This window comes from Microcoleus sp. w1-18aA5 (genome assembly GCF_036701705.1).
Lineage (GTDB): Bacteria > Cyanobacteriota > Cyanobacteriia > Cyanobacteriales > Microcoleaceae > Microcoleus.
In genome coordinates this window covers 1-6,056 of the sequence record NZ_JAUPTE010000142.1, presented here as the reverse complement: position 1 = coordinate 6,056, position 6,056 = coordinate 1, and the positions used below count along the sequence as shown (strand labels likewise).

5 protein-coding genes are annotated in these 6,056 nt (G+C 48.7%); 2 read left to right on the top strand and 3 right to left on the bottom strand.

The features are described 5' to 3' along the window. Positions 1-216 precede the first annotated feature (216 nt). Together Q5691_RS27170 and Q5691_RS27165 are read right to left on the bottom strand one after the other, a co-directional pair. Entirely contained in the window at positions 217-1,107 is an 891-nt protein-coding gene (locus Q5691_RS27170; protein ID WP_333348326.1) for a Uma2 family endonuclease, read from the bottom strand. Positions 1,108-1,371: 264 nt separating this feature from the next. Beyond that, positions 1,372-2,280, bottom strand: a complete 909-nt coding sequence (locus Q5691_RS27165) for a tetratricopeptide repeat protein (protein ID WP_333213466.1) — start codon at positions 2,278-2,280, stop codon at positions 1,372-1,374. A 582-nt stretch (positions 2,281-2,862) separates the two neighbouring features. Here Q5691_RS27165 and Q5691_RS27160 point away from each other — a divergent pair. Beyond that, a complete protein-coding gene (locus tag Q5691_RS27160; protein WP_333348323.1) occupies positions 2,863-4,107 on the top strand; it encodes a hypothetical protein in 1,245 nt (414 codons plus the stop codon). Between the two features lie 85 nt (positions 4,108-4,192). Here the strand turns inward: Q5691_RS27160 and Q5691_RS27155 are convergent, their stop codons facing one another. Further along, positions 4,193-5,368, bottom strand: a complete 1,176-nt coding sequence (locus tag Q5691_RS27155) for a homocysteine biosynthesis protein (protein ID WP_333108202.1) — start codon at positions 5,366-5,368, stop codon at positions 4,193-4,195. Positions 5,369-5,676: 308 nt separating this feature from the next. On the opposite strand from Q5691_RS27155, the gene Q5691_RS27150 reads away from it, so the two are divergent. Further along, positions 5,677-5,976 carry a Uma2 family endonuclease gene (locus tag Q5691_RS27150; RefSeq protein WP_333348320.1) on the top strand — a complete coding sequence of 100 codons (300 nt, stop codon included), beginning with the start codon at positions 5,677-5,679 and terminating at the stop codon, positions 5,974-5,976. The last annotated feature ends 80 nt before the right edge of the window (positions 5,977-6,056 follow it).

Sequence of the window (6,056 nt, the reverse complement as noted above, 5' to 3'; positions counted from 1 at the left end):
CGTGAGGCTATTTCTGCCCATTCTTGTGACTTGGCTCGGCCTGATCTCATTCCCGAATTTCCGACCTGAATCCTTACGATTATGATTATCGGATTTTATTTGAGTTTGCGATCGATCCAGAAGATGAGGAGGAAGCGATTTTATTGCTCAAAATGGGTCCTCATGATGAAGTCTATTAAGACCGATCGCCCTTTTCCCCAATTCTCTCTCACTATCTCACTCTCCAGCATTCTCCGTCACTTCCTCCACAGATAAACTTAACGCCTCCGCCACCTGTTCGGCACTCAAACCCATTCCCAACAACCGGGGAATTGCATCCCTTCTTGCCTGAAATTCAGCTTGTCGTGCCTGTTCTGCACTCTCGGCTCGCAACCTTTCTTGTTCAGCTCTTTCCCGCTGTTGTTCCCCTCGCAATCTCTCTAATTCTGCTCTTTCATCGCCAATCAACAGCAAATTACCTTCCTCGTCCCACCAACGCAGCCAAAGCATGGTTTGATTTTGATAACTGCCTTGCCAAAGTCCCAATTCTATGCCTAAAGATGAAATGGGAAAATGACCGCGTTGATTGAGTTCTAACAGTTGATAATACCCCTCCATCAACCGATAAACTTCTAATCGACCGCTGTTAATTTCATAGATGCCGTAATAGGGAATTCGCATCACCTGTTCGTACACCCAAAACTTTCCCGGTTTCGTTATTACCCCTTCATCCGTGCGAGATAAAGGAGTACGATCGCGCTCTTCATCACCGTTCCCGCTCGCAAATTCCAAAGCAATTAACGGTGCTATGTGTTCCCGCCACAGCACGTAGGAACGGCGAATTTGACCGTCTAAATTAGGAGGTACATTGGGAACATAAAACCAATCAGGAGCTTCTGCACCTTTTTCCGGCGGCTCGGTTTCTCGCCAGTAAATGCCCCAGTCTTGACCGATCGCATATTGTCCGTCAGGATGCCGCTCCTGCAAAATTTGCCCGATCGAATCTGTTAAAATTAAACTTTGCGGATGCTCCTGAAAATTTTTCACAAAAGTACCGTCTGACTCTGGTAATTGAGTGTGGTCGGGAAAAGCAGGAGGTAGAACAACGCGGTCAACGCTTTGGGTCATAATTCCCTCCGAGGTCTTACCTAATTGGTAATTAGTAATTAGTAATTGGTAATCGGTAACAGGATGCTGGGCGCGAGGACTTATAAACCAGGTTTCGACCTGTATCAGTCGTCGTTCAACCAAGATTTATCTTAGAAACCGGATTTCTTTTCGTAAGTCCTGCGTAATTAGGAATAAAGCGAGTAGTTTTGAGTTTAAAGTATTAAGTTTTTAACTTAATACTTTTTCACTGACAACTCAAAACTCTTTTACTTAAAACTTTCCTTAAGGTTTCGGTAGCGCGCCTTCAGGACTAGGAGAAGCAGCCGGTTGGGGAGTCGTCGTAGCCGCAGGAGAAGGCGAAGGAGTGCCACTAGCTAACTGATTAATTTGGTCTTTATAGTTAGGAGGAGCTAACTCAGTAGCTCGATCAAACAGCGTTTTTGCCTCATCTGTTTTGCCCTGTTCCTTCAGCACGATCGCCTTTCCTAAAGTCGGGCGAAAATCTTTGGGATTAGCCTTAGCAGATTCGTCGTAAATTGCGATCGCCTCCTCGTAGCGCTTCTGCACAGCATAAACCTGTCCCAAAATCAACTGCACTGAAGTTACATCCACACTTTCCGGTTTCGCCAAATTTGCAGCCGGAGCAGCCTTCAGTGTATCTTGCAGCAGTCCGATCGCAGCTTCCGGCCGCTGCTGCACCAGCAGCAAATTCACCAACCCCTGCAAAGCCTTAATTTCCCCAGGCTTAGACGCTAAAATTGACCGATAAGCCTGAGCAGCCCCTTCGCGATCGCCCGTGCGTTCCTTAGCCTGAGCCAGCAAAATCCCGTATTCAGTAGTCTCAGGATTCAGCGCAGCCAACTTTTCCAAAGGAGCGATCGCATCCTTAATGTCGCCCACTCCTTGGCCGATCAACTCCAGTCGCACCTGCAACAATCCCCGCAAAGCCGTTACGTTGTCAGGTTCCCGCTGCAAAACCAATTCGTACCCCCTAGCCTGAGCTTGCAGCAACTCTGATTGCTTCTCCCCAGACTGCGCCGTTTGAGTAGGCGTTGGAGTTGACTGACTTTGCGCTTGGCTGGCCTGGAGAATACTGTTTAAAATTGGCACAAGGGAAAATCCCAAAAAAGCGATGAGCGACAGCACCACCACGACAGTAATCAACCCACGACGCTTGTTTGCTTTTTCCATAATTCAACTATCCCAGCTTAAAATCTACTATTTTCTAAGAATTCAGGCATTGCCGGGGGGCATCTGCCATTTAGCTCGATCCATGCAACCATAAAAGTTCTTAACTTCAAAGTCCGAACGGACAAAGCAGCCTTTTACTTGCAGCTAATATGGTAACAGACCCACAACTCCATGCTAGCTAAACAATTTTGGACACTCAGACCCGCAGCCCCAAGGACTGCGGTGTCTGTCCAATTTAGTCTGGTCAAGCTAAAAATTACCGAAAATATGGCGGATCAGGCCGTTAGGTAATTGGATTAAGTAAAATAGGCAAGCTGAATATCCTAAATGCTATTAGCCAGCAACTCCAGCTCAGCGCGATCGGCGATCGATCGGTCAGCAACTCCCAAAGTCCTTGCTCGCAAGGATTTTAGCAGTCAGCGAACCGATCGGCACTCGTAGCGTTGAAAGTTGGCGTTGACGGGTCACAACCAGACCTCCGGGCGCAAGCCCGCCTGTCAGGTGCTAGTAGTTTTTAAAGCAGTTTCTTCAGTTTATTCCTAATTTCCCTTAAGGGATGTGTCTCCGCTGCAAGGAGTTTTTATGAACCCCTCTCCCAACCGGTCTTCCAAATCGTCCAAATCTACTTCAACTCGCAAGGCTCAGCCGAGCGAACTGGCCGTCAATCCACCTAAAGATACAGATTCCATTCCTGACACACCAGACGAAAGTTCGGTGCCTTCGGCGTTGGCTGCACCTGTTGACCCAAATCAACCGGCAACGCCAACAGACGCCCCAGCGTCCAAGGATAAGCTGCAACGACCACGCTACAGTTCTGCCCTCGACAAGGACAAAACAAAGCCACAAGACCAGCCCAGCAATGCTCCTGCACCCCAGGCGCCTGCTGCGTCTTCGACACCTGTCAGCGATACTCCAGCCCTAGCAGTCGCACCGCCGGCAAACGCCGAGCCTGCCGCTAACGAAAGTCAGGCCGCTGAGGACATACCCTCCGTCATGCGCCAACATCCCATTCCCCCCCCCAGCGAACCCAGGCAGTACCGAGCTGTTGGTTTGGTGCGGGGTCGCTACACGCCATCAGAAGAGCAATTCACCCGGGGTATGCTGATAGCGGCCGACGGAACTGCCATCGACGCAGTTTTGCTGGGTAGAGTCATGAGTTTAGTCAAAAATCACCTGGAGCTGGAACAAGAACACCTGTGGGTGGTCTATCCCCGCACCAGGCAAGAAGACGGCAACTTGCACGCCCAGATTATGGGGGTTTGGGAGCCGGAAACGCTCAAGAAACCTCCCGAACCTTCCTCTGATGAGGAAAATCAGGAAGCAGGGGAGATTGAGGCTAGTGACGAAGCATCGACCGCATCTTTGCCTCCCTCGGAACCTGATGTTGAAGATGGCTATTTTTCGATTAGAGGTGAGGTGATTTATCAATCCCAAGACCAAGAAAAGTATGTCATCGTCAAAATCAAGCAAGCTCCCCGCAAGAATGACGACAAGATGAAGTTTTTTAAACTGAAACTCAAGGGAGATTTAGCAACAAAAGCGATCGGGTTTTTTTGGGATTTCCACGTCAAATTGAAAGCGGACAGTCTGATGATTGAGCAGGCTAATAATATTGGTGCCCTGCCGATTAAAAAGCGGAAATTCCCCCCCGGCAGCAAGCCACCCGGTGGCTTCAAAGGAGGAGGGAAGCGTCCGTTTACTCCTAGGCCCAGCGGTGACGGTACTCCTGTAGGGCGTCCTACCATCAAGTCAGCAGCAGCAGCACCGCCTGCCCCCAAAGCACCTCTTCCTAAGCCGGTTAAGAAGCCTAAGCCGATCGAGGAATGAACCAATTTTAGATTTTAGATTTTAGATTTTAAATTAGTCTGTCCAAGACTAATTTACAACCGTTAAATCGCCAATCTAAAATCCTTTATTCGAGCCGGACTTGTGCGCCCCACAAATCTTGGGGGAGAAATACTCTGTCGGTGGGTAGGGGAGCAACTGGGGCCGTGAGGGTAAATTGACCCGCTTCAATTTGCTGCTTCAATTCCAATGCTACTTGCCGGGAGAGAAACATACTCGCAAGGGGGGCGGCCCGCACAGGTTTGCCCTCTATCAGGATGCGGCCAGTCTTTAATTGAGCATAGCTGACTAAACCGAAGGTCGGACGAACGCGCCGGGGGATAGAGAAATCTACCACCGGCGCTACTATTTTTTTGTCGGATACTGCACAGTGGGCGACGACTGTTTCGTTTAAGACTGGAAAGGGGATGCCGACTCCCAGCATCAGGGATGGGCCGTAGTTTTTGAAGTAGCAGCCGCGCACCCATTTCGAGTTCATCTGTTTGGCGTCGCCGATGAGTGCGAGGGTGGCCGCCGGGCCGATGGGGGTGCGGTTGGGCTGGCGTTTTTGTAGCGGGAAGTGCTGGGTTCCTTCCCAGGTGATGTAGCCTGTGGCGCCTCCTAGGAAGATGCGGGTGCCGATGCCGATGATTTCGAGGTCGGGGTCGTTGAGCAGGGGGGACATGGCTCCAAGGTTCGAGTAGACGGCGTTGCCGAGGTTTGGTTGCAGGGGGCCGAGGTAGGTGAACAGCGGACGATCGCCTCCATTGACGCCAACAATAAAGTTTTGATATGCGTTGCGGGGATTGAATAAATAAAACTGGTTGATTGTATCGCGGGTAATCGTGGTTTCAAAGGAGGCGCGGGGGTAGCAGTCGGTTACTTGCCCCAAGGCTCGCAACTGCACGGGTTTGCCGGCTATTAAGTCTTCGATGACGTGTCCCCCGCCCCGTTCGCGGGATTCTTCGCCGTCTTCGGCTACTTGGGTGGCTCCCAGGTACAGGTCTACTGCCCCGAAGCCGGAGTAGGCTAAAACGCCGTCTAGCCAGCACTGGCGGATTTTTATCGGCGGGTCGGTATGGCCGAGATTGATGATTGCACCGGAGGATTCCATCGGCTCGAAGGTGCCGGTGGTAATTACATCGACTTCTTTGGCTGCTTGGGTAATGCTGGTTTCTTGAACTCTAGTTTTGAGTTCTTCGATTGTCCAGACTGTGGCTTTGCCCTGGCTGATTTTATCGTTGATTTCGTCGATTGATCTCATATATTTTAGATTTTAGATTTTGGATTTTAGATTTTGAATTGATTGATTTTGGAGTGATTTTGATTTGGGATTGATTGTGGATTGATGGAAGGTCTATCGAGCTGGTTGTTTGAGATAAAAGCAATATATTATAACTGAGATGTTGCACCCTTCTCAACAAGCCTTTTATGAACAGGCTTTTCGGCCTGTTCCACAATAAAATTCACTTGTCGTGGAACAGGCATCTTGCCTGTTCTTGATAATGATGCAAAATGTAAATTATACCAGATACAATAACAATATCATAAATAAAATAAAGCGCGATCGCCATGACTCAAGCGATATTAAAACCAGTCACCTTCGATAAATTTATTGGCTGGTATCCTGAAAATTCGGTAAACCGTTACGAACTCCCCAATGGAGCTATTGTTGAGATGCCTAAAGCAACCGGAGAACATTCAGAAGTAGCGGGCTTCCTTGTCGCTGAACTCAACTTTGAAATCCGACGACTAGGACTTCCTTGCTTCCTTCCCAAAGAATGCGTTGTCGCCACCAATTATGATACAATTTTCACAAAAAAATGTCACTGCAGGCAAGCTCCAAACCCATATCCAGTAAATCATGGCTAATCTAAAATCCAAAATCTAAAATCTAAAATCTAAAATCTAAAATCTAAAATCTAAAATCTAAAATCTAAAATCTAAAATCT

Coding starts and splice junctions, on each gene's coding strand:
- Q5691_RS27170 (WP_333348326.1), bottom strand. CDS start 1,107: ATGACCCAAAGCGTTGACCGCGTTGTTCTACCTCCTGCTTTTCCCGAC.
- Q5691_RS27165 (WP_333213466.1), bottom strand. CDS start 2,280: ATGGAAAAAGCAAACAAGCGTCGTGGGTTGATTACTGTCGTGGTGGTG.
- Q5691_RS27160 (WP_333348323.1), top strand. CDS start 2,863: ATGAACCCCTCTCCCAACCGGTCTTCCAAATCGTCCAAATCTACTTCA.
- Q5691_RS27155 (WP_333108202.1), bottom strand. CDS start 5,368: ATGAGATCAATCGACGAAATCAACGATAAAATCAGCCAGGGCAAAGCC.
- Q5691_RS27150 (WP_333348320.1), top strand. CDS start 5,677: ATGACTCAAGCGATATTAAAACCAGTCACCTTCGATAAATTTATTGGC.